The 21,784-nt window shown below is 67.0% G+C and carries 22 protein-coding genes, 1 pseudogene and 1 riboswitch; of the genes and pseudogenes, 17 read left to right on the forward strand and 6 right to left on the reverse strand.

Going from position 1 to position 21,784, the window contains the following annotated elements:
* The first annotated feature begins 6 nt into the window (after nucleotides 1-6).
* The 5 genes from ACWEFV_RS24380 to ACWEFV_RS24400 are packed head-to-tail and all read left to right on the forward strand — an operon-like array spanning nucleotide 7 to nucleotide 5,988.
* The gene (locus tag ACWEFV_RS24380; RefSeq protein ID WP_450072059.1) at nucleotides 7-1,575 is read left to right on the forward strand and encodes an AAA family ATPase; all 1,569 of its coding nucleotides are present in this window, start codon (nucleotides 7-9) and stop codon (nucleotides 1,573-1,575) included.
* Entirely contained in the window at nucleotides 1,572-2,189 is a 618-nt protein-coding gene (locus ACWEFV_RS24385) for a hypothetical protein (protein WP_450072060.1), read from the forward strand. Before ACWEFV_RS24380 ends, ACWEFV_RS24385 begins: the two co-directional genes overlap by 4 nt.
* A complete protein-coding gene (locus tag ACWEFV_RS24390; protein ID WP_450072061.1) occupies nucleotides 2,186-4,051 on the forward strand; it encodes a hypothetical protein in 1,866 nt (621 codons plus the stop codon). The genes ACWEFV_RS24385 and ACWEFV_RS24390 overlap by 4 nt, the downstream gene beginning before the upstream one ends.
* Nucleotides 4,041-4,679 carry a hypothetical protein gene (locus tag ACWEFV_RS24395; RefSeq protein WP_450072062.1) on the forward strand — a complete coding sequence of 213 codons (639 nt, stop codon included), beginning with the start codon at nucleotides 4,041-4,043 and terminating at the stop codon, nucleotides 4,677-4,679. The genes ACWEFV_RS24390 and ACWEFV_RS24395 overlap by 11 nt, the downstream gene beginning before the upstream one ends.
* Nucleotides 4,672-5,988 (forward strand): CoF synthetase, encoded by a 1,317-nt coding sequence (locus ACWEFV_RS24400; protein ID WP_450072063.1) that lies wholly within the window; start codon nucleotides 4,672-4,674, stop codon nucleotides 5,986-5,988. Before ACWEFV_RS24395 ends, ACWEFV_RS24400 begins: the two co-directional genes overlap by 8 nt.
* Here the strand turns inward: ACWEFV_RS24400 and ACWEFV_RS24405 are convergent.
* From ACWEFV_RS24405 to ACWEFV_RS24420, 4 genes are read right to left on the reverse strand one after another with little or no spacing between them, the layout of a single operon-like run.
* Complete coding sequence (locus ACWEFV_RS24405; protein WP_135452220.1) at nucleotides 5,966-6,703, reverse strand: LOG family protein; 738 nt, start codon at nucleotides 6,701-6,703, stop codon at nucleotides 5,966-5,968. The genes ACWEFV_RS24400 and ACWEFV_RS24405 overlap by 23 nt on opposite strands.
* Nucleotides 6,700-7,341 carry a class I SAM-dependent methyltransferase gene (locus tag ACWEFV_RS24410; RefSeq protein WP_450072064.1) on the reverse strand — a complete coding sequence of 214 codons (642 nt, stop codon included), beginning with the start codon at nucleotides 7,339-7,341 and terminating at the stop codon, nucleotides 6,700-6,702. Before ACWEFV_RS24410 ends, ACWEFV_RS24405 begins: the two co-directional genes overlap by 4 nt.
* A gap of 19 nt (nucleotides 7,342-7,360) precedes the next feature.
* A complete protein-coding gene (locus ACWEFV_RS24415) occupies nucleotides 7,361-8,236 on the reverse strand; it encodes an LppU/SCO3897 family protein (protein ID WP_450072065.1) in 876 nt (291 codons plus the stop codon).
* A gap of 53 nt (nucleotides 8,237-8,289) precedes the next feature.
* Complete coding sequence (locus ACWEFV_RS24420) at nucleotides 8,290-10,047, reverse strand: MFS transporter (protein WP_450072066.1); 1,758 nt, start codon at nucleotides 10,045-10,047, stop codon at nucleotides 8,290-8,292.
* 205 nt (nucleotides 10,048-10,252) lie between these two features.
* Nucleotides 10,253-10,362, forward strand: a riboswitch (TPP riboswitch).
* On the opposite strand from ACWEFV_RS24420, the gene thiC reads away from it, so the two are divergent.
* From thiC to ACWEFV_RS24455, 7 genes are all read left to right on the forward strand, one after another.
* On the forward strand, nucleotides 10,353-11,975 hold the full coding sequence (gene thiC / locus ACWEFV_RS24425) for a phosphomethylpyrimidine synthase ThiC (protein WP_450072067.1): 1,623 nt from the start codon (nucleotides 10,353-10,355) through the stop codon (nucleotides 11,973-11,975). (Overlaps the previous riboswitch by 10 nt.)
* 7 nt (nucleotides 11,976-11,982) lie before the next feature.
* The gene (thiD, locus tag ACWEFV_RS24430; protein ID WP_450072068.1) at nucleotides 11,983-12,819 is read left to right on the forward strand and encodes a bifunctional hydroxymethylpyrimidine kinase/phosphomethylpyrimidine kinase; all 837 of its coding nucleotides are present in this window, start codon (nucleotides 11,983-11,985) and stop codon (nucleotides 12,817-12,819) included.
* Nucleotides 12,816-13,442 carry an alpha/beta hydrolase family protein gene (locus ACWEFV_RS24435; RefSeq protein ID WP_450072069.1) on the forward strand — a complete coding sequence of 209 codons (627 nt, stop codon included), beginning with the start codon at nucleotides 12,816-12,818 and terminating at the stop codon, nucleotides 13,440-13,442. The genes thiD and ACWEFV_RS24435 overlap by 4 nt, the downstream gene beginning before the upstream one ends.
* Nucleotides 13,439-13,993 carry a septum formation family protein gene (locus ACWEFV_RS24440; protein WP_450072070.1) on the forward strand — a complete coding sequence of 185 codons (555 nt, stop codon included), beginning with the start codon at nucleotides 13,439-13,441 and terminating at the stop codon, nucleotides 13,991-13,993. The genes ACWEFV_RS24435 and ACWEFV_RS24440 overlap by 4 nt, the downstream gene beginning before the upstream one ends.
* A gap of 46 nt (nucleotides 13,994-14,039) precedes the next feature.
* Complete coding sequence (locus tag ACWEFV_RS24445; RefSeq protein WP_450072071.1) at nucleotides 14,040-15,419, forward strand: cytochrome P450; 1,380 nt, start codon at nucleotides 14,040-14,042, stop codon at nucleotides 15,417-15,419.
* On the forward strand, nucleotides 15,416-15,685 hold the full coding sequence (locus ACWEFV_RS24450) for a DUF3303 domain-containing protein (protein WP_135452210.1): 270 nt from the start codon (nucleotides 15,416-15,418) through the stop codon (nucleotides 15,683-15,685). Before ACWEFV_RS24445 ends, ACWEFV_RS24450 begins: the two co-directional genes overlap by 4 nt.
* A 107-nt stretch (nucleotides 15,686-15,792) precedes the next feature.
* Complete coding sequence (locus ACWEFV_RS24455; protein WP_450072072.1) at nucleotides 15,793-16,719, forward strand: DUF5996 family protein; 927 nt, start codon at nucleotides 15,793-15,795, stop codon at nucleotides 16,717-16,719.
* A gap of 18 nt (nucleotides 16,720-16,737) precedes the next feature.
* On the opposite strand, the gene ACWEFV_RS24460 is transcribed toward ACWEFV_RS24455, so the two are convergent.
* The gene (locus ACWEFV_RS24460) at nucleotides 16,738-17,028 is read right to left on the reverse strand and encodes a hypothetical protein (RefSeq protein ID WP_450072073.1); all 291 of its coding nucleotides are present in this window, start codon (nucleotides 17,026-17,028) and stop codon (nucleotides 16,738-16,740) included.
* A 164-nt stretch (nucleotides 17,029-17,192) separates the two neighbouring features.
* Between ACWEFV_RS24460 and ACWEFV_RS24465 the strand changes: the two genes are divergently transcribed.
* Entirely contained in the window at nucleotides 17,193-18,677 is a 1,485-nt protein-coding gene (locus ACWEFV_RS24465) for a flavin-containing monooxygenase (RefSeq protein WP_450072074.1), read from the forward strand.
* A gap of 16 nt (nucleotides 18,678-18,693) precedes the next feature.
* On the forward strand, nucleotides 18,694-18,963 hold the full coding sequence (locus ACWEFV_RS24470; protein ID WP_135452207.1) for a hypothetical protein: 270 nt from the start codon (nucleotides 18,694-18,696) through the stop codon (nucleotides 18,961-18,963).
* Here the strand turns inward: ACWEFV_RS24470 and ACWEFV_RS24475 are convergent.
* Entirely contained in the window at nucleotides 18,930-20,177 is a 1,248-nt protein-coding gene (locus ACWEFV_RS24475; protein ID WP_450072075.1) for a TetR/AcrR family transcriptional regulator, read from the reverse strand. The genes ACWEFV_RS24470 and ACWEFV_RS24475 overlap by 34 nt on opposite strands.
* Nucleotides 20,178-20,273: 96 nt before the next feature.
* On the opposite strand from ACWEFV_RS24475, the pseudogene ACWEFV_RS24480 reads away from it, so the two are divergent.
* From ACWEFV_RS24480 to ACWEFV_RS24490, 3 genes and pseudogenes are all read left to right on the forward strand, one after another.
* Nucleotides 20,274-20,499, forward strand: a pseudogene (locus ACWEFV_RS24480) (hypothetical protein).
* An 11-nt stretch (nucleotides 20,500-20,510) separates the two neighbouring features.
* Nucleotides 20,511-20,837 (forward strand): hypothetical protein, encoded by a 327-nt coding sequence (locus ACWEFV_RS24485; RefSeq protein ID WP_450072076.1) that lies wholly within the window; start codon nucleotides 20,511-20,513, stop codon nucleotides 20,835-20,837.
* 42 nt (nucleotides 20,838-20,879) lie between these two features.
* The coding region (locus tag ACWEFV_RS24490) for a DUF222 domain-containing protein (RefSeq protein ID WP_450072077.1) at nucleotides 20,880-21,784 on the forward strand (905 nt) is incomplete at its 3' end.

Below are 21,784 nucleotides of genomic sequence, written 5' to 3' on the forward strand. Positions count from 1 at the left end.
GGCCAGATGACGACCAGGTGGAGCGCGGTATCCAAATCGCCGACGTTGCCCGTGGACCACGCGCCGGCCGCCGGCCTCACTGCCGCAGACCTGTTCACCCCGCCCGCCGCTCCTGCGGTCACTCTCGACGAGAAGCTGCGCCGCGCCTACTTCTGGCTGATCAACAAGGCCGTCATCTCCCCGTTCTACGACGTCGAATTCGGCTCGGACACCACGGTCAACTATCCGCTCGGTGATGCGGGCGCTTCCCTGAGCCTGCCGAAACAACCCGCCTATTCCTCCAATGTTCTTGTCCCGCTGCTGACTTTCGCTGTGGGCGGAAGGTGCCTGCTGATCGGCGGTCCGGGCCGCGGCAAGACCACCCTGGCGGTGCTGATGGGGGTTCTCGCGGGGGCGGCGCCCGCCGATGTGCGCCGCCACGTCCAGCAGGGCCAGCCGCAGTTGACCGTGGGTGACCTGGTCGGGATTCCGCTGCCACGCGATCTGGTGCAGGCCGGGAGCCTGGCGGAGATCACCATCGCCTGGAAGAGCTGGCTGACCGCGCCGGTCAAGATCGTCGACGAATACAACCGGATTCCGACCAAGACCCAGTCCGCGCTGCTGACCATGGTCGCCGAGGGATACGTCGAAAGCCATGACCAGATGCACCTGACCACACCCGAACACGGTGTGCAGAGCTGGTTTTTCACCGCCAACGACGACGGCGGCGGTGGCACCTTCCCGGTGATCCAGGCTCTGCGCGATCGGATCGACGTGACAGTCCAGGCGTTCGGGTTCAACAGCCGGTTCCTCGACGAGCTGGTGAGCCGGGTGGAGGCCGGTGACCGCCCGGAGGACAACGTGCCCGCCGAGTTGGTGTTCGCCACTGCCGAGCAGGCAGCGATGGTCGAGAAGATCCGTGCCATCCCGGTGCCCACCGATGTGCGCCGCCAGTTGGAGTTCTTCGTCAGCCATTTCGAGTTCGTCCAGCATGGCGGCCGGCGCTTCGAGTACCGGACCAAGGATGTGGTGGCCACCGCCGGCATCGAGGTCGAACAGATCATCGACGCCAACTCCGGCGCCGATCTGCAGGTGGACCTCGGCGCACAGACCGTCAACGGGGTGTCGGTGCGCTCACTGCAGAACCTGGTGCTCTACGCCAAGGCGCTGGCCTGGTTCCGCGGCAACGTCTCCGTCACGCTCGAGGATGTGCGGGCCATGGTGCCGTTCGCCTTGCGCGGCAAGCTGTTACCGAACACCGCCCATCCTCGGTTCGACACCGGCGCGGACCGGGAACTGGCGTCAGACCCGGCAAGTTGGCTGACCGACCTGTTCGACACCTCGTGCCGTCAGTTCGTCGCGCTGGCACGCGAGGGCGAGGACCCGGTGGCCGAGCTGCTCGCCGAGTTCGGCCGCGGGCTCGACGGCTTGGAGACACTCGAGGTGTCGCGGCGCCTCACCACGATCGAGGCCCGGATCTCGGCGGTCTCCGCCGTCGGCAAGATCTACGGCCGGGATTTCGATGATCTGGTCGCGTTGAAGTATCTCTACCAACGGTATTCGAACTATCTGCACTGGCTGGAGAGCGGCCGGTGATTGCCCGGGTGTATCACCAGGTCAACCTCGACCTACCCGCGGCGGATACCGACCTTCCGGTGATGGCCGGTCTCGATCTGGCCCTGTCGGCCGACAATGTGGCCCGCTTCGGCGGGGATCCACGCCGGTACCGCCGTGCACTGAGCGGCATCTCCGCGGCGCCGGAGGCGATGTTCAACGTCGCCGCGGTGGCTGCCTGGCGGGCCGGGGTGCTGGGGATCCGCGCCGACGCATTGTCCCGATTGGAGCTGTTGGGAACCGATCTCGCGGCGTCGGTGCTGGGTCTGCCGGTCGATGCGGTCGTCCCCTTCGCCGAAGGGCAAGCGGTCGACCGCTTCTACTGGCCGCTGCGCGGACCGGGCCAATTGATCGCGCGGATCGGCGGTTTCACCGGGCTCGGCGGCAGGTGGGATCATCCGCCCACCGCTCCCACGCCGCGTGGACCGGGCCGTTGGACGGTGGACGTCGGCGTGCAGCGCTGGCAGATCGACGCCGACGTATTCGGCCACGTACTGTCCTCGGCACCCGTCGACGGTCACTCGGCCGACGGATCACGCACGGCGCAGCTGGTGGTACGCCCGACTTCCTATCTGGCCGAGATCTGGCCGGCATGACCGGACGGGCACCGACCGACACCGAGCTGGTCGCCTGGGGGGCCGCCCTTGAGTTGTGGGGCGTGCAACTGCATCCGCCGGATATGGTGCAGGACAGCGCAACCGGTACGTTCGCCTGGTTCTCCTTCCCACCGTCGATCTCGATCGACCTCGACGAGTTGACTCGTCAGGGCGCGCAGCACCACCTGGTGAGCGTCTTCGCTCACGAGATCGGTCATCACGTGTTGTCCCCGAGCACCCGCATCGTGTCGTTCAAGCTGATGCAACAGATGGCCCGCGCGATTGTGGCGAGCGATCCGCGCCGGGCCATTCCCGTCACCAGCACGGCCCAGCGGCTGTCCAATCTGTGGTCGGATCTACTCATCAACGACCGGGTGGTCCGGATGCAGCGCCGCCGGCACCCTGGTGCCGAACCGGACATGATCGCGTTGTGGCGCACACTGACCGCGCGGGAGCCGGTGTCGAACGCGGCCTGGTGGGTACTCATGCGGGCCTACGAGTTGTTGTGGTCACTGCCGTCGAACACGTTGTGCCCCAATGACCCTCCTGCGGTTCCCGAATCGGCGCGGGAGGAGGCCCGGGCCCGCCAGCACATCGACCCGGCCACACTCGACGTATCGATGGTCCGCGAGGATCTGCAGGAGAAGGAACGCATCCACCGGGCCGCGGCGCTGCGGGTACGCGCCATCCAGGACGAACTGCTGCTGAGCCAGCCGGTGCAACCCGTCGCCGACGCCGAGTACGTGGCGCAGGCGGTCCGCACCTTCGGGGCGGACCCAGTGGGTGGGGCTCTGACCTTCGGCATGGTGCTTGTGCCCTACCTGGTGCTGGAATCCATGGTCTCCGACGGCGCCGGCCTGCCCGGCGGTGGATGCGCCGAACAGGGTGGGCCGCCGGCCACCGCAGCCGAACTCGCGCAGGTGCTGGCCGATCCGCGGCTCGACGAGACCCCGGTGCACCCCGCAGCGGCCGCCATCGGTGCACCGTCGCAGGACGCGCCGCCGGGCCAACAGTACGGCGTCGCACAGACATTGGCCCTCTTCGCCGGATCCGATCCGAACGCCGTGATGCTCGCCTGGTACGAGGCGCAGGCCCGGCCCTGGGTCCAATCGCTTCGGCAGTCCGGCCGGGGCGTCGCCGACCAGGGGATCCCTGGACCGTTGGAGACGTGGGAGCTCGGCGACGACATCGCCGAACTCGACTGGCCGGCAACCCTTGCCGCCAACCCCGTGGTGGTTCCCGGGGTGACGACGCGGCGCCGCACGTACCTGCCCGACGATCCGGTCGCCACCACCGAAGCGGTGACACTGGATCTCTACATCGACTCGTCCGGTTCGATGCCGCGCCCAGAGCGGGGATCCCCGGCCGTGCTGGCCGGCATGATTCTCGTGCTGTCGGTGCTCAAAGGCGGTGGGCGGGTTCGGGTCACGTCATGGTCGGGCCGCGGCCAGGTCGCCGGCGACAGCGTGTACACCCGCGATCGGTTGGAGATCATGCGCCAGCTGACGACGTTCTTCGGCGGCAGCACGGTGTTTCCCCTCGATCTGCTGGCGCACCGGTATCCGCCCGGTGACGATGCCCGCGATGAGCAGCGCCACCTGGTGGTGTTGTCCGACGACGGCTTGAGGTCGCTGTTCGGCGCCGGCCAGGAAGAGTACGCCTGGGTTGCCGCCGCGGTGCGGCGCCAACTCGATACCGCCACCCTGCTGGTCCAGGACCGGCGGCGTTCGGTGGCCGGCCCGGCCGCCGAGGCCGGCTACTCGGTGGACTATCTGGACAACATGTCCGACGCGCCGGCGGTTTGCGCGCGGCTGGCCGCGCACATCGCCGGGTATCGGCGGGAGGTGTCGCATGGCCGATGAAGCAAGTCGGGAATCCGGCAGAGAACTGGCGAACTGGTTCGCCGAGGGATTGGACGAGCAGGCGGTGTGGTCGAGCCTGCGGCCCGGCCCGACGGTGGATGAGGTCGCCGCACGGCTGGCGAGCACACCCCAACCGTTTCTCGCCGACACCGTCGACGTGGTGGCACTCGCCTGCGACGTGTTCAACCACACCGGCTGCGCAGCCGCCGCTCAGCGCATCGCCGAACGGGGGTCGCCGGCCTCCCGGCGCGGCGCTGCCATCGGATTGTGGTTGTTCGCCAGTACGGATCTCACCGGCCCGTTCAGCACGCCACTCGATGAACGGAGGGCTGCGACCGCCTTGTTGGCGTTGGCATTTCGGGTGCCACCCCTGGTGGACCCCGGCCGCTGGCTCAGCGATGCGGAACGCCGGGACGAAGCGGTGCGGACGTTCCTGCTCTGGGACGGCCTGCTGCCGCACGGCGAGGACGCGGCACAGGCCCGCTCACTGTTCGAGATGCGTGATTCGGTGCGCCGCGAAGGTGCGCTGGCTCAGGCGCTGGCCGATCACGAACATCGAATGGCGGTGCAACGCCGCCTGGCTGACGCCAAGGCCAAAGAAGCTGCGGCACGGTACAACAGTGAGTGACGATCCGCTGCGGCTCGACGACTACGTTCCGTTCGGCCAGGTGGCGCTGACTGACGAACAGCGCTGGCCGGGCCTGTCGGCGGCCGGGCGGGTGCGGCTGGCCGGTCTCGAGCAGCATCGTCTCGCGCCGGCCTGGTGTCACCGGGTGGGGCACCGGCTCTCCCCCGCCCAACAGCAGGCCGCCACGCGGCAACTGCCCCTTGATGATTGGCTGCCACGGCATCTCGCGCTGGCCCGCACCCTGCCGGCCTACCGTCACCGGACGGGCCCGCTGGACACCCTCGCCGACTTCCCGTTGATCGGCCGCGAAGACCTCGTCGATGACATCGCGGCGTTCGTCCCGCCCGGCGCCGACCTGAGCCGGATATTGCACGGCACGAGTTCGGGCAGCACCGGCGCCGCCCTGGTCATGCCGGACGACCCGGACGAGCTCGCTCGCGGTTTCCACTGGCTACGAGGGCTGGTGGGCGCGGACTGGGAACCCGTGGAGCATCGGGTGGCATTGGCACAGACGGTGTTTCAGCGGCAGGCGTTCACCTATGCTTCGGTGATCCCAGGCTTCGGTGAGGCCCTGATCGCGCGGCTGAACCTGCATCCCGCCGCGTGGGCAGGCGGCGGGATGCAGCGGGATGCGTATCTGCGGCACACCGATCCGCAGGTGATCAGCGGGACGCCCACCTCACTGGAGGTGCTGCTGGAGCCTGCGCTCGCGTCCACATTGCGGCCATTGGCGCTGATCTCCGGGGCGATGACCCTGACCCTCCCGCTGCGCCGGGCACTTGAGGCGGCCTACGACTGCCCGGTCCTGGACGTCTACGGCTTGCACGAGACCCGGCCCATCGCGGTCAGCGATGACGGCGGGCCGTTCGTGGTGGCCGAACGGCGCGTGCATGTCGAGGTCTTGGCGGGCGAGGTCGTGGTGACATGCGGGGAGAACCAGTTTCTGCCACTGGTCCGCTACCGCACCGGCGACTACGCGCGGCTCGTCACCCATCATGGCCGTCGGGCGCTGACCGATCTGGAAGGCAGAGAGGCAACGGTTTTCGTGTCGGCGACGGGCGATGCGGTGCCCTGCGTCGATCTCACCCAGCAGTTGCAGGCCGCCGGGGCCCGCGGGTGGAGCGTCGACCAGGACGCGGAGGGCCGCGTCGCGGCGGTGATCGCGTCCGGTGACCGGCAGCGGGTCACCGAGTCGCTGGCCCTGCTGTTGGGACGCCCCGTCGAGGTCACCCGGGTGACGACGCTGGCCGAGTTGGGTCCCGGCAAGCCGCGTCGCTACTCTTCGGCTATCGCGCCGACGCGGCGATGAGTTCGACGGCTTCGGCCACACTGTCGGTGCAATGGAGCAGGGCCAAGTCGGGTTCGGAGATCTTTCCTTCGCGCAGAACCGTGTTGCGGATCCAGTCGATCAGGCCCGACCAGTAGTCGACGCCCAGCAGGATGATCGGAAACTCGGTCACCTTGCGGGTCTGCACCAGCGTCAGCGCCTCGAACAGTTCGTCGAGGGTGCCGAATCCGCCCGGCAGGCACACGAACGCCTGCGCGTATTTGACGAACATGGTCTTGCGGACGAAGAAATAGCGGAAGTTGATGCCGAGGTCGACCCAGTGGTTGAGGCGCTGCTCGAAGGGCAGTTCGATACCGAGTCCGACGGAGTAGCCGCCGGACTCGCTGGCGCCGCGGTTGACCGCCTCCATCGAGCCCGGACCGCCCCCGGTGATCACCGCGTAGCCCGCTTCCACCAGCGCGATGCCCAGTTCCTCGCCCAACCGGTACTCCGGCGAATGCGGTTCCGTCCGCGCCGATCCGAAAACTGTGACAGCCCTCGGCATCTCGGCGAGGGCGTCAAAACCCTCGACGAACTCGCCCTGGATGCGCATCACTCGCCACGGATCGGTGTGCACCCAATCGGTGTGGCCGTGCCGGTCCAGCAGGCGCTGGTCGGCGGTCGAGGTGGCACAGCGGTCACGACGCAGTTGCACCGAACCACGAATTTGGAACTGGGTGTCGTCGTTCTCGCTCACCTCGGCTTGACCCCCACGGTGATGACGTCGGAGATCGGCGTCCACACCGGCCGGTGCACCCGGTGCTGTTCGGCGACGGTGAATCCGGCCGCCTCGAACAGCGCGCGCATCTCCTTCTCGGTGGGGCTGTGGGCGGGCGCACCCAGGTCGGCCGACAGCGCGTGCAGCGGCAGGAACTCCCGACGGGGACTCATCGTCGTCACCGCCACCATGCCGCCGGGTGCGATTACGCGATAGAACTCCGCGAGCGCGGCGGGCTGGTCGAAGAAGTGGAATGCCGATGTCGTCACCACCGCGTCCAGGAAGCCGTCTTGGAAGGGCAACTCCTCGGCAGGGGCCGACTTCCACCGCACGCGGTCCGAACGCCTGCGCGCCTGGGCGAGCATGCCGTCGGACATGTCCAGGCCGTACACCTCATCGGGTTGCAGTTCTCGCTGGATGCGGTCGGCCAGGATGCCGGTACCGCAGGCGATGTCGGCGATCTCCCTGGCGCCGTGCTGCTGCAGTTGCGCGATCACCTCGTCCTGAGCGGGCCGGTACACCCACCGCTGGAGGCAGCCCTGGTCGTACGCCGGGGCGGCGAAGCTCCAGAATCGCGTGATGGCCTCGTTGAATCCGCGGCGCTGCGTGGTGGTCACGCGCCCGAGTCTAGGTCGGCTACGACGGCGCCTCCACGCAGTAGACCCGCGCCGGCTCGGGGAAGGCCACCGCCCGCCCGGCGGAACCGCACACGGCGGTGTCCGTTGACCCGTCAACCCGCTTGACGATCTTGATGGCAGCGTCCGGGTCGGAGCATTCCACCGGGGTGACGAGCTTGGTCTCTTCGTTGATGTCGAAGCACTGGCCCTTGTCGACATCCAGGATGAAGCAGTAGGTGAGGGACTCGTTCATCAGCACGGAGTAGTCCGAGTCGGCCCGTTTGCCGTCCGGGCATGTCGCGGATCCGCCACCTTTGGACACCAACTCATAGACGGCCTCCGGGCTGCTGCAGCCGACCGGGGTGAGGTTCATGTCCGCCACGGCGTACTGATCGCCGGAGATGCAATCCCCCACCGCCAAGCCACCAGAGCCGCCCGACTTCGAGGACCCGGAACTTGAGCCGGAGCTCGACGTGCGCGACCCCGAACTCGAATCTGACCCCGACGTGCGTGCCGCCATCCGCGCCGCGAATCCCAACAGGCCGAGCACCAGCAGGATCACACCGATCACGATCATCACCGTGCCGGACTTCTTGGGTGGCGCACCGTAGACCTGCGGCGGGGCCGGTGGATAGCCGGGCTGCTGCGGATAGCCCTGTTGCGGATAACCCGGCTGCGGGTACCCCTGTTGCGGATAGCCCGGTTGCGGATAACCCGGCTGCGGATATGCGCCCGGCGGGTACCCGGGCTGGTCGCTCGGCTTCGACGATGACGAACGCCGAACCAGGCCGAGGATGAGCAGCAGCAGCCCCAACCCAGGGATCAGCAGCGCGCCGAGGAGATAGCCCGCGGAATATGCGGCGCTTCCGGCGGCGGCCAACGTGTGAGCGACCATGGCGGGGAGTATTCCATGACCAGCGGCCAAAAAACGTTTGCCGAGAGGGCCCCTCAGGCCTCGTTGTCGGCCCCGGCCTCGGTCCCATAGCGGCCCGCGCTGAACATCGACGCCACGGCACCGATCACCATCATCACGGCCGCGGCGGTGAACACCACCGTCAGGCCGGAATGGAACGGCTCGGTGATCAGCTGCGGGAAGAACGTCTGCCCGGTGATCACGTCCGCGTTCACGCCCGGCTGGTGCAGCGCGTCGGACGGCGCGAGCAATTCGGCCATCGGGTTGTAGCCCAGGAAGGCCGCGAACAGGCTGCCGACCGGGGGCAGGTTCGCCACATCATGGGCCACCGAGGCCGAAACCCCTTGCTGCGTCAGGCCGCTGGTCAACGCCGCGGGCAACGTGTTGGCCAGCCCGACGATCATCAGCGAGAAGAAGATGCCGATCGACAGCGAGTTGCCGGCGTTGAAGAAGGTGGACCGCACGCCCGAGGCCGCACCGCGCTGATCGGCCGGCACGCTCGACATGATGGCCGCGGTGTTGGGGGCGGTGAAGATGCCGCCGCCCAGGCCGTTGAGGAACACCAGGATGGCGAACACCCAGTAGTCGAAGTTGACCGGAATCATCAGCAGCGCCACGAAGGTGGCCGCCATCAGCAGCATGCCGCCGACGGTCAGCGGCCGCGCGCCGATGCGGTCGGAGAGCGATCCGGCGATCGGCGCGGCGACCAGGAACCCGATGGTGACCGGCAACAGGTAGATGCCGGCCCACAGCGGGGTGGACTCGAAGCTGTAGCCGTGCAGCGGCAGCCAGATGCCCTGCAACCAGATGATGAGCATGAACTGCAGCCCGCCGCGGCCTACCGAGGACATCAGCCCGGCGAGATTACCCATTCCGAACGCGGCCGATTTGAACAACCGGACGTCGACCATGGGCGACGACACCTTGAGCTCGACGATGCAGAACGCAACGAGCAGCAGCAGTCCGATCGCGATGGAGCCCAGCACCCACGGGCTGGTCCAGCCCGTGGTCGAGTCACCGTAGGGCTGGATGCCGTAGGTGATGCCGATCAGCAGCACCGTCAGGCCCAGCCCGAAGGTCAGCGTGCCGGCCCAGTCGAGCCGTCCGGCGGTGCGGACACCGAGTTCTTTGAGTGAGCGGTAGCTCCAGATGGTGCCGATGATGCCGATCGGGACACCCACCCAGAAGATGGCCTTCCAGTGCCACTCGGACAGGAAGCCGCCGATCAGCAGGCCGAGGAACGACCCGGCAACGGCGGCCACCATGTTCGTGCCCAGCGCCATCCCGCGCTGGTTGGCCGGGAAGGCATCGGTGAGGATGGCCGACGACGACGCCATCAGCATGGCACCGCCGACACCCTGAACGACGCGCCAGCCGATCAGCCAGACCGCGCCGCCACCGAGCTGGAACGGGTCGAAGGACAGCGCGATCGCGGCCAGGGTGAAGACCACGAAGCCGAGGTTGTAGATGCGGACCCGGCCGTACATGTCACCCAGACGCCCGAACGGCACGACGAGCACCGCGGTCACCACCAGGTAGCCCATCAACATCCACAGCAGGTAGCTGACGTTGCCGGGGGCGAGCGGGTTCAGCCCGATGCCGCGGAAGATCGCCGGCAGCGAGATCAACACGATCGAGGCGTTGATGGAGGCCAGCAGGATGCCCAACGTGGTGTTGGACAGCACCACCCACTTGTAGAACGGGTGATCGTGGTCCATCCGTTTGCGCCGGTCGGCGGTCTCGGCCTGTGCGGCGTCGACGTCGCCCGACGCGTTCGTCATCTCAGTCGTCATTCCGTCTTCGCTCTAGTAGCAATCGAGGGGGCTGCGAGGCCCAACATGTTCAAAACACATATATTAGCTATGCAAATCAAGCGGGGGCAACCCGAAGGCGCCCAGCCTGGCGGACTCGCCGGTTTCCACCCCAGCGTCGCGCCGCCACGCTCAACACGGCCCAGACGTAGAAAGCGGCACCCGGTCTGCGCTAGGTTGGGCCCTGCAAACCACACGCGGGAGTGCGCACGAGCGCACTGAGAGGACGGGTAGGCCCGTCGACCGTACGAACCTGACCGGGTAATGCCGGCGTAGGGAGATGAAAAATGAGTGATGTTCTTGTCGACCCTTCTGTGACCACCGGTCCGATCACCGGAAGCACCAAGGTCCATCGCGAGATCAACCATGACGGCACGACGATGCGCGTGCCGTTTCGCCGGGTGAACCTCACCAACGGCGAGCATCTGGACCTGTACGACACGTCGGGTCCGTACACCGACGACGCCGCGGTAATCGACCTGAACGCCGGCCTAGCGGCCCGGCCTGCGGTGCACAGAGACCGCGGCACCCAGCTGCAGCGGGCCCGCGCCGGGGAGATCACCGCCGAAATGGCGTATATCGCTGAGCGCGAAGGCGTTTCGGCTGATCTGGTGCGTGACGAGGTAGCCCGGGGCCGCGCGGTCATCCCGGCCAACCACAACCACCCCGAGGCCGAGCCGATGATCATCGGCAAGGCGTTCGGCGTGAAAGTCAATGCCAATATCGGCAATTCGGCCGTCACCTCATCGATCGGCGAGGAGGTCGACAAGATGGTGTGGGCGACCCGGTGGGGTGCTGACACCATCATGGACCTGTCCACCGGCAAGGACATCCACCAGACACGGGAGTGGATCCTGCGCAACTCCCCGGTCCCGGTCGGGACCGTGCCGATCTACCAAGCCCTGGAAAAGGTCAACGGCGACCCCACCAAGTTGACGTGGGAGATGTACCGCGACACCGTGATCGAGCAGTGCGAGCAGGGTGTCGACTACATGACCGTGCACGCCGGGGTGCTGCTGCGCTACATCCCGCTGACGGTCAAGCGCGTCACCGGCATCGTGTCCCGCGGCGGGTCGATCATGGCCGCCTGGTGCCTGGCACATCACACCGAGTCGTTCCTGTACACCCACTTCGATGAACTCTGCGAGATCCTGGCCCGCTACGACGTGACGTTCTCGCTCGGCGACGGGCTGCGGCCCGGGTCGATCGCCGACGCCAACGACGAGGCCCAGTTCGCCGAGCTGCGCACCCTGGGTGAGCTCACCAAGATCGCGAAATCCCATGGCGTGCAGGTGATGATCGAGGGGCCGGGCCACGTTCCGATGCACAAGATCGTGGAGAACGTGCGGCTCGAAGAGGAATGGTGCGAGGAGGCGCCGTTCTACACGCTGGGACCGCTGACCACCGACATCGCCCCGGCCTACGACCACATCACCTCGGCGATCGGCGCGGCCATCATCGCCCAGGCCGGCACCGCGATGCTGTGTTACGTCACCCCCAAGGAACACCTGGGCCTGCCCGACCGCAAGGACGTAAAGGACGGCGTGATCGCCTACAAGATCGCCGCGCACGCCGGCGACCTCGCCAAGGGGCACCCGCGCGCCCAGCAACGCGACGACGCGCTCTCGAAGGCGCGCTTCGAGTTCCGCTGGCACGACCAGTTCGCTCTGTCCCTCGATCCCGACACCGCGCGTGAGTTCCACGACGAGACGCTGCCCGCCGAACCGGCCAAGACCGCACACTTCTGCTCGATGTGTGGCCCCAAGTTCTGTTCGATGCGCATCACGCAGGACATCCGGGATGCCTACCCGGACGGGGTCGCCCCCGAGGACATCCAGCGCGGCATGGCCGAGAAATCCCAGGAGTTCGCCGACCACGGCAACCGCGTCTATCTACCCTTGACCACGTGAGGCCGAAGTGAACTTCCTGCCCTTGACCCCCGCGGGCGACACCCCGCTGCGGGTGATGACCATCGCCGGGTCCGATTCCGGCGGTGGTGCCGGGATCCAGGCCGACATGCGGACCTTCGCCATGCTCGGCCTGCACGGCTGCGTCGCGGTCACCGCGGTGACCGTGCAGAACTCGGTCGGTGTCAAGGGTTTCCACGAGATCCCGCTCGACATCGTCTCCGATCAGATCTCGGCGGTGACCTCCGATATCGGGATCCAGGCCGCCAAGACCGGGATGTTGGCCTCCTCGGAGATCATCACCACGATCGCCGAGACCTGGCGCATGGAGGGACTGTCCGGAACCGTTCCCTTGGTCGTCGACCCGGTGTGCGCATCGATGCACGGCGATCCGCTGCTGCACCACAGCGCACTGGACGCGCTGCGCACCGAACTGTTCCCGCTGGCCACGCTGGTCACCCCGAACCTCGACGAGGTCCGGTTGCTGGTCGACATCGAGGTCGTCGACCAAGCCTCGCAACGAGACGCGGCACGCGCCCTGCACGCGCTGGGTCCGCAGTGGGCACTGGTCAAGGGTGGGCACCTGCGCTCGTCGGCAGCCAGCCCGGATCTGCTGTTCGACGGCACGGAGTTCCACGAGTTCGCCGCGCCGCGGATCGACACCGGAAATGACCACGGTGCCGGCGATACCCTCGCCGCTGCGACGGCTTGCGCTCTGGCACATGGTTATTCAGTTCCCCAGGCTGTGGAGTTCGGCAAGGCCTGGGTGACCGAGTGCATCCGCGCGGCATATCCGCTGGGGCACGGCCACGGCCCGGTGAACGCGCTGTTCCGGTTGCAGCGATGAACCTGGAGGCGATCGCGGGCGTCGCGCACGAGCCCGAAGGGCAGGCGCAGGGCGTCGTCGTCCTCACCCACGGGGCGGGCGGTAATCGCGACTCGGCGATGCTGGTCAAGCTCTGCGACGAGTGGGCCTCCCGCGGCTGGCTGGCCGTCCGCTACAACCTGCCCTACCGCCGTCGCCGACCCAAGGGACCGCCGTCGGGATCGGCAGCGGGAGACCAGGAAGGCATCGTCGAGGCGATCGCCCTGGCCCGCAGCCTCACCGACGGCCCCGTGATCGCGGGTGGACATTCCTACGGCGGGCGCATGACCTCGATGGTGGCCGCCGACGGGGCCGGTCCGGACGTCTTGACGCTGTTCTCCTACCCACTGCATCCGCCGGGCAAGCCGGAACGCGCCCGCACCGAGCATCTGTCCCGCATCACGGTGCCGACGGTATTCACCCACGGCACGTCCGATCCGTTCGGCACGATCGACGAGCTCACCGCCGCCGCGGCGTTGGTGAGTGGACCGACCGAACTCGTCGTCATCGACGGTGCCCGCCACGACCTCGGATCCAAGCGCCTGGATGTACCCGCCCTTGCGGTGGATGGGGCGTTACGCGCTGTCGATATCGTCGAGCCATGACCTTCGCTCCTGGTCCGCCCGGTCCCTCCGGCCCGCAGGGCCACAACTACCCGCCACCGCCTCCGCAGCCGTATTCCACCGGTCCCGACCAGTTCTCGGCTCAGCCGAAGAAATCCTCGGCGCCCAAGTGGGCGCTGTTGGGTGTCGTGCTGCTGGTGGCCGTCATGGTCGCCGCGGGTGCGGTGTTCTACCTCGCGCGGGACCGCGGCGCCACCGAGGCCAGTCAGGTCCGCTCGGGTGATTGTCTGACCGAGATCCCCGACAGCAGCCGCGTGCTGTACGTCAAGACGGTGAATTGCGACCAGCCGCACAAGGGTGAGGTGTTCGCCGTGCTGCCGCTGCCCGACGGGGATTTCCCCGGCGATGCCACGGTGGTCACGTACGCCGACAAGTGCGCGCCGGCACTGACCCAGCACGCCCCCGGCGCAAGCGCGGAATCCGGTATCCAACTGTTCGTCCTGTACCCGACCGCGGACTCCTGGCAACGCGGCGACCGCACCGTGACGTGCATTGCTACCAGCAAGAATCCCCGCAGCGGCAAAATAGAGTAACGCGCTACTCTAGGCCGCTCACCCCGTGCGGTCGGACACTCGACACATGGTCGAGATCGATACGCGGGCCGCCACGGCCACCCTGCCGCTCGCACCGCGCAATCCCCTGTCCTATCGACAAACGATCAAGGCGATGCGGTCCTTCATCGAAGGACATCAGCGGCTCCGCGACGCGGGCGGACCCGTAAGCCGGATGGTGCTGGGCCCGCGGTGGCTGATCCCCCCGGTCCTGTTGGTCACGTCCCCGCAGGGAGCGCGCGACGTTCTCGGCCGCCGCGATTCGGTCGCCGATCGCGGCGGCGCCCTCAACATGGTCGAGCTACGTCGACTGATGGGCGGCAACCTGCTGAATCTGCCGCATGAGCGCTGGCTGCCGCGACGGCGAACGCTCCAGCCGATGTTCACCAAGCACAGCGTTCCGCGGTATGCGGGGCATATGGCCGCCGCAGCACACACGATCGCGGACGGCTGGCGCGACGGGGAGACGGTCGATCTGGATGTCGCGTGCCGGGCACTCACGCTGCGGGCGCTGGGCCGCTCGGTGTTCGGGCTCGATCTCGACGAGCGCGCCGACGATGTGGGCCCGTCGCTGCGTACCGCGTTGTCCTGGATCTCCGATCGGGCGGTTCGGCCGGTCAACTTCCCGCAGTGGGTGCCCACCGGCGGACAGCGTCGCGCCAAGGCGGCCAATGCCCGCCTGCACCGGCTGGCCGCCGAGATCCTCGCCGCGGTGCGCGACGATCCCGATCGGGACGCACCGCTCGTGCGCGCGCTCATCGAGGCCCGTGACCCGGATACCGGCCGACAGCTGACCGACGACGAAATCTGCGATGAACTGGTGCTTTTCATGCTCGCCGGGCATGACACCACGTCGACGACGCTGTGCTACTCGCTGTGGGCGCTGGGCCGCGATCCCGACCTGCAGTCCCGGCTGTACGACGAAGTCGCCGCGCTGGGTGATCGCACGCTGGCGCCCGACGACGTGCCGCAACTCGAACGCACCGTGCGGGTGCTGCACGAAGCGCTGCGGCTGTGCCCGCCCGGCGCCGGCACGCCCCGGATGCTCAACGAGGAGATGAGCGTCGACGGCTACCGCGCCGAGGCCGGCACGATGGCGATGGTCAATTTCTATGTCATGCACCGTGACCCGGCATTGTGGGACGATCCGCTGACCTTCGACCCGGAGCGGTTCACGCCCGAACGCTCGGCAGACAGAAACCGTTGGCAATACCTGCCTTTCGGCGGCGGCCCGCGGTCCTGCGTCGGCGATCACTTCGCCATGCTGGAGGCCACGCTGGCACTGGCGACCATCGTGCGCGAGGTTTCCGTGACCTCGCTGAATGACAACTTCCCGGTGGAGACCCCCTTCACCGTCATCGCCGCCGAGCCGATCCCGGCCCGCATCACAAGAAGGAGTACGCCATGAAGTTCATCGTGCACTGGACCCAGTCGCAGGCGAACTATCGAGATGCGGTCGAGAAGTTCAAGAAGACCGCCGGCCAGGTTCCCGAAGGAGCGACCATGCTCGGCCGTTGGTGGGGCATGAACGGCCAAGGCTTCGCCATCGTGGAGACCAACGACGCCAAGACCATGTTCGAGTCCGTCGCGGAGTGGAGCGAGTACCTCACGTTCGACGTCACTCCCTGCGTGGAGGACGCCGAGGCCGGCGAGGTGATCGCCAAGCTGTTCTGACGGCTTCGCCAGTACTGTCTTTCCGCCGGTGCGCCAACCGGCACGCAGCTATGCTCGCGGTGCCGCATGCCGAGCGGCGGTGCGGCGGGAAGGCAGGTGGCTGGCCCATGAGCACTCTGACCGATGATCCCTGGCCCGCGCTGCGGGTGTCGGACTGGGAATCCACCCGCGACACCCTTCACATGTGGACGCAGATCGTCGGAAAGATTCGCCTGACGTACTCGCCTTTGCTCAACCACTGGTGGGAGGTGACCCTGTATGTGAGTCCGCGCGGCCTGACCACGTCGTCGATTCCGTATCGAGACCGGTTGTTCGACATGGAGTTCGATTTCATCGACCATGTGCTTGCCATCCGCACCAGCGACGGCGCACGGGGCACAGTCGCGCTGGCCCCGAAATCGGTCGCGGAGTTCTACACCGAAACCCTTTCCGCACTGGAACAATTGGGCATCGAGGCGCGCATTCACGCCCGGCCCAACGAGGTCGATCCCGCTATCCCGTTCGCCGAAGATCACCAGCACGCGTCCTACGACCCGCATGCCGCCAATCTATTCTGGCGCCAACTGGTGCAGGCGCACCGGGTGATCAGCGACTTCCGGGCACATTTCATCGGCAAGGTGAGCCCCGTGCACTTCTTCTGGGGCTCATTCGACCTGGCGTGCACCAGATTCTCCGGGCGTCGCGCGCCCGAGCACCCAGGCGGCGCCCCCAACTGCCCCAATAGCGTGATGGTGGAAGGTTATTCGCACGAGTTGAGCAGTTGCGGTTTCTGGCCGGGCGGTGGCGAGGAAGGCGCGTTCTACGCCTACGCCTATCCCGAACCGGAAGGATTCGCCGCCCACCCCGTCGGCCCCGATGCCGCGTACTACAACAAGGACTTCCGGCAATTCCTGCTGCCCTACGAGGCGGTGCGGACGTCCGCCGATCCCGACCGTGCGCTGATGGAGTTCCTCCAGACCACCTACGTCGCCGCGGCCGACCTTGCCGACTGGGACCGCGCGAGCCTCGAGTGTGATCCGTTGCGCTGGAGCTGATGACGCGGCCGCCGGGCCTCAGTCACCGGCTTCGGCACATTCGACCGACACCCAGACGGTTGGTGCGGCGGCAGTGTCGATATTGGTGACGCTGCACTCGGACAGTGGAACGTCGGCATCGCCGCTCACCCAGTTGATTCCGACGTTGTAGCCCTGGGAACGCAGGTTCTTGATCGTGGTGCTGGCGGGCTCAGAGCCCGCTTCGGGCACGCCCGTGGGGTCGGCGACGGCGACCGGCGCCAGGGCAACCGGTACCGCGGCACTCGCGATGATGAACAACTGCACAAAGATTCGCGGCGTGGATGCCATGGCGATCCTCCTAGGCGTCGGACTCCAAGTCCCTGGACACAGAGGATTTTCCCACCAAAGACGCAGGCGAAATCAATATTCACGAACCCGGTATTGAAAATCGCGGACCACAGCGAACGCCGGCCTCGACAAAGTACCCGGTACCTGCGGTACTGTATTCCAGCATGAGCCCGGGGGAATACGAGGCAATCATCGTCGGCGCCGGCTTCGCCGGCATCGGCGCCGCCATCCAGCTCAAACGGCTGGGCATCGAGAACTTCGTGATCCTGGATCGCGAGGATGACCTCGGCGGCACCTGGTACGTCAACCACTACCCCGGCCTGGCCGTCGACGTGCCCACCACCACCTACTCGTACTTCTTCGAACCGAATCCGAACTGGTCACGACTGTTCTCCACCGGCGCCGAGATCAAGCGCTACGCCGACGACGTCGCCGACAAGTACGACGTGCGCCGCCACATCCGGTTCGATACAACCGTCGAGGGCGCGCGCTGGGATGAAGAGTCCTCGCGCTGGCGGGTGGCCCTGGCCGGCGGCGAGGCGCTGACCGCGCAGTTCCTGTTCACCGCGACCGGCTTCCTGTCCCAGCCGCACACTCCCGACATCCCCGGGGTCGCTGACTTCACGGGCGACGTCATCCACACCACGGACTGGGATGAGAGCTACCGGCCCGACGGCCGCCGGATCGCGATCATCGGCACGGGCGCCACCGCCGTGCAGCTCATCCCGGAGTTGGCCCGCCACGCCGCAGACCTGACCGTCTACCAGCGCACCCCGATCTGGGTCGTGCCCAAGATCGACCTGAAGTTCCCGCCGCGGGTACGCCGCCTGTTCGCCCGTGTGCCGGCCGCCCAACGGGTGATCCGCACCGTCACCGACGCCATCTACGCGTTCATGGTCGACACCGCGGTGCTCAAGCACCGGTACTTCCGCCGGTTCAACATCGCCGCGGCCGACCTGGCCAAGCTGCACCGGTTCGCCTCGATCCGCGACCCGGAGCTGCGCCGCAAGCTGACCCCGGACTACGACTTCGGCTGCAAGCGCCCGACGTTCTCCAACGGCTACTACCGCACATTCACCAAACCGAACGTGCACCTGCAGGCCGATGGCATCGAACGCATCGAAGCGGACGGCATCGTCAACGCCGACGGCAGCAGGACGAACATCGACACGCTGGTGCTGGCCACCGGGTTCGATCTGTGGGACGCCAACTTCCCGGCCATCGAGGTGATCGGGCGCGACGGCCGCAACCTCGGAAAGTGGTGGCGGGAGACCCGGTTCCAGGCCTACCAGGGTGTCTCGATGCCGTACTTCCCGAACTACCTGAGCCTGGCCAGTCCGTACGCCTTCCTGGGGCTGAACTTCTTCAACACGATGGAGTATCAGATGCGCTTGATGGACCGCCTGTTCGGCGAGGTCAAGCGCCGGAAGGCGACCACATTCGAGGTCACCGAGGAGGCCAACAGCCGGTATCTGGACCGGATGACCGAAGCGCTGGGCGACTCGTTGTTCACCCTCGGAAACTGCGCATCGGCACGGTCGTACTATTTCAATCCGAGCGGCGAGGCAACGCTGCTCCGGCCGATGACGACCCGCCGGGCCGTCGCCGAAGCTTCACGATTCCCGTTGAGCGACTACACATTTGCCTGATCAGAGAGGATCACACATGGCAGAGGGCAAGAACTCCAAGCTGGTCAAGCTGGTCGGCCTCAGCGTGGCCGGCGCCGGCGTCTCACATTTCGTGAAGCCGCAGCTGTTCGAGTCGATCACCAAGCCGGCGTTCCCCAAGGACACGCAGAAGCACATCTACACCAACGGCGGCATCGAGACCGCGATCGGTCTGGGCCTGCTGCTTCCCAAGACCCGCAAGCTGGCGAAGATCGGCACGCTCGGCTACGTGGCCTACCTGGCCGGCAACGCCGTCCGTAACCGGTAGCGGCCCAGCAGAGTCAGATCGATCAGGACGGCGACGACGGCTCGGGCCTGCTCTGAATTCTGATAGTTCATGAGCCGGCCCAAGTCGATCACCAAGGCCATCGCCGCATGAACTGCGAAGCGCGCCTGCCCCGCACTCCACCCCGGACGTACCGGCATGACGATCTCGACCCACGATTCCACGGCCGCACGTTGCAGGTCGCGCAGGATCTTCTGGTCGGCGGGCGTCATGCTCAGGCGTTCGGTGTAGTAGACGTAGTCGAGCTCCGGGCGGTCGAACGATCGGGCCACATAGTCGTCGATGAGGGTGCTCAGCGCCTGTTCGGGGTCCGTCGCCGCACCGAGGACGTCCGACATGTCCGCCGACAACCGGTCGGCGGCACGCCGGAACCCGGCGGCCAGGATGTCGGATTTGCCGGAGAAATACCGGTAGATCCCCGAGGCGGGCATGCCGACGGCGGCAGCGATGTCCTCCATCGTGGTGTCGCGGTAGCCGTTCTGGTTGAACAGCCGCATCGATTCGGTCAGCAGCGCTTCGTATTTCGTCGTGTTCGTGGCCGCGGGGGGCGTCGGCACGGGGTCGGTCGGGTTCGGAAACTCGGGCAGTTCGGCGGCCAGCACGGTGTCGCAGATATCGGCGAGCAGCTCGCGGATCTGACCGGCGGGCAGTTTGGACCGATGATCGACGACGCTGCCGATCACACCGAGCACCGCCGTCGACAGGGTCCAGCGGGCCCGCGAGCTGAGTTCAGGCCGCAGTTCCATCAGCGGCCGGTGGATCCGGCGGTGCACCGTATGTACCTGCGCATCCAGGGTGCTCTGATCGTCGCCGCGCAGATAACGCGCCTCCCAGCGGTACAGCCCACCGGATTCGCGGTTGACCAACGCGGTGTCGCTGAGCGCCGCGACGAGTCTGCGCAACTGCTCACGCGGGTCCCCGTCGGCCTCTTCGGCGAACGCCGTCGCGTCGACGAGTTGCTGGCCGAGGTTGAGTACGGCGTCGCGAAACAATTCGTACTTGCTCGAATAGTGCCGGTACAACGCGGCCGCCGAGATCCCGACCCGCGAGGCAATGGCCTCCATGCTCACGCCGTGGTATCCGAGCGCGCTGAAGGACTCCGCCGAGGCCCGCGCTATCTGGGCCTTTCGGTCTTTCGGACGGCGTCGCACACCACTGGCACCGCTGTCGATCGACCGGGGCGAGATGCGCGCCATTCCGTCACACTAACGGACCGAACAGCCGGGTCAAAATGGTAGTTCGGCAGAGAATAGCCATTAACATAGACGGCAATAAGTTCGAACGGGGGTTGCGTGCTTGTCAGGTTGCGGAGGTTGCTGGCCTACCGCGTCGCGCTCGGCGAACTGATCGTCGTAGCTGTGGTGCTGGGTGTGCCATATCTGCTGATCGGCACCTTCTGGTCCGGCACGCACACCGACCACCTGAAAGAGATGGGCGGCCTCGACGCAGTGGTGTCCTTTCTGGGGGCGATCGGTCTCGTGGCCGGTGTTGTTGTTCACCGACGTATGCATGACATGAAGGGGGGAACGGTGAGTTTTCGCGCCGTCTACATCGGAATCGCCGGAGCAGTGGTGTTGGGCATCGGGCTGTACCTGTTGAGCCTGCCGATCTACCTCGACGACTTCGACAAGTTCGGCATGCAGATCCCCTGCGGCTCCGGGTACGGCGCACACCTCGTTCAAGCCACCGCCGCCGGCCAGGAGTACGCGGACAAGTGCGGGTCGGCCCTGACGATGCGCCGGTTGTGGACCATCCCGGTCGCCGCGCTCGGGGCGCTGGCGTTGGTCGCGGTGTTGTTCCGCGCCGCAACGTCTTCGGCGCACGAGACACTGCTGCCCAATCGCGACACGGCCTAGCGCCCTGGTAGTCACCGTTCGGCCGGATTTGTCGGTGGTCGAATGTATGTTCGAGTTATGGAGGCGGGTGCGGTCCAGGCGGTAGCGGCATTGCGGGCCGCTTACGACGCGTTCGCCGCCTGCGATTATGGGTCGCTGACCCGAGCCGAGCTGATCGCGGTGCTCGACGAATACGAGGCACTGACCTGCCAGATGCCCGCCGTAGTGCATCGACTGCTGGCCCAACTGCAAGCCGACACCACCCCGCGCGAGATGGGCGCCAAGACGTGGAACGAGGTGCTGCGCATCCGCTGGCGACTGTCCACCACCGAGGCCGGCCGCCGTTTGGGTGAGGCAGCCGAACTGGGGCCGCGGCGTGCCCTGACCGGTGAACCCCTGGCCCCGGTCCTGCCCGCGGTCGCCGCCGCGGTTGAAGCCGGCCTGATCAACGCCGACCACGTCAAAGTGCTGCGCGACGCGATCAACCGACTCCCCGGATTCCTCGACCCCACCACCGGCCAACAGTTCGAAGCCGACCTGGTCCGCGTCGCGGTCGGGGTCGGCCCCAAAGAACTCAAAGACACCGCCGAACTGCGATTGTTCCTGCTCGATCAGGACGGACCCGAACCCGACGACACCGAACGCGCCCACAAACGAGCGGTGTGCGTCAGTAAGCAGGGCCGCGACGCGATGACCGGTCTGACGGCCAACCTCACCCCCGAAGCCGCCGCCGTATGGGAAGTCCTGTTCGCCAAATTCGCCGCCCCAGGCATGTGCAACCCCGACGACGACGAGCCCTGCACCACAGGTACCCCCACCCAAGCCCAGATCGACAACGATCACCGCAGTCTGGCCCAACGCCAACACGACGCTCTCCTGGTCATCGGACGAATCGCGTTGATGAGCGGCGACCTCGGCCAACTCAACGGGCTACCCGTCGCGGTGATCATCCGCACCACCCTGCAAGA

It is taken from the genome of Mycobacterium sp. NPDC004974 (assembly GCF_053600815.1).